The sequence below is a fragment of the Nocardioides sp. genome (assembly GCF_024509035.1).
Lineage (GTDB): Bacteria > Actinomycetota > Actinomycetes > Propionibacteriales > Nocardioidaceae > Nocardioides.
Genome location: NZ_JANINT010000423.1, coordinates 932 through 1,568, shown reverse-complemented (window position 1 = coordinate 1,568; position 637 = coordinate 932). Strand labels below are relative to the sequence as shown.

The 637-nt window shown below is 72.2% G+C and carries 1 protein-coding gene; it reads left to right on the top strand.

What is annotated here, in order from left to right:
- Positions 1–158: 158 nt before the first annotated feature.
- Positions 159–637: DUF1269 domain-containing protein (locus tag Q0L15_RS22935; protein ID WP_296607172.1), on the top strand; the 479-nt coding region annotated here is incomplete at its 3' end.

Here is a 637-nt window from a genome sequence, read left to right as displayed (position 1 = left end):
AGCTGTCGACCAAGTGCACGCCCGCGGAGGCCTTCCAGGTCGCCGCCGAGACGAAGGTGCTGCTGTCCGGGCACGGGCTCGACCTCGGCGCACCCCAGGAGACCAAGACCCGATCCGCCCTGGCCGCGCTCGCGGCAGCCCTCGAGAAGGAGTGAGAGATGACGACCTTCACGGTCTGGAAGTGGGACGACCCCGACGGGGCCGCGAACGCCGAGGCGGTCCTGAGGAACGCCGAGGCCGACGGCCTGGTGAAGATCCTCGACCACGCGGTGGTGTCCTGGCCGCCGGGCGCGGACCAGCCGGAGCTGAAGCACAAGCACGACGACCCGAAGCGTGGCGCCGGGTGGGGAGCGTTCTGGGGGCTCCTGGGCGGCGCGCTGTTCCTCGTCCCGGTCGCCGGGGCGGTCGTCGGCGCGGGCATCGGAGCCCTGGCCAAGGCCACCGACGGCACCGGCATCACCAAGGGCGACCTGGAGCGGATCCGCACCGAGGTCACCGAGGGAACGTCGGCGCTGTTCATCGTGACCGACGAGGGGAAGCTCGACCAGCTCGGCGAGCGCTTCCGCGGCCGCGAGGCCACGCTGGTCAGCACGAACCTCACCGAGGCGGAGCGGGCGACGCTGCTGGAGACGTTCGG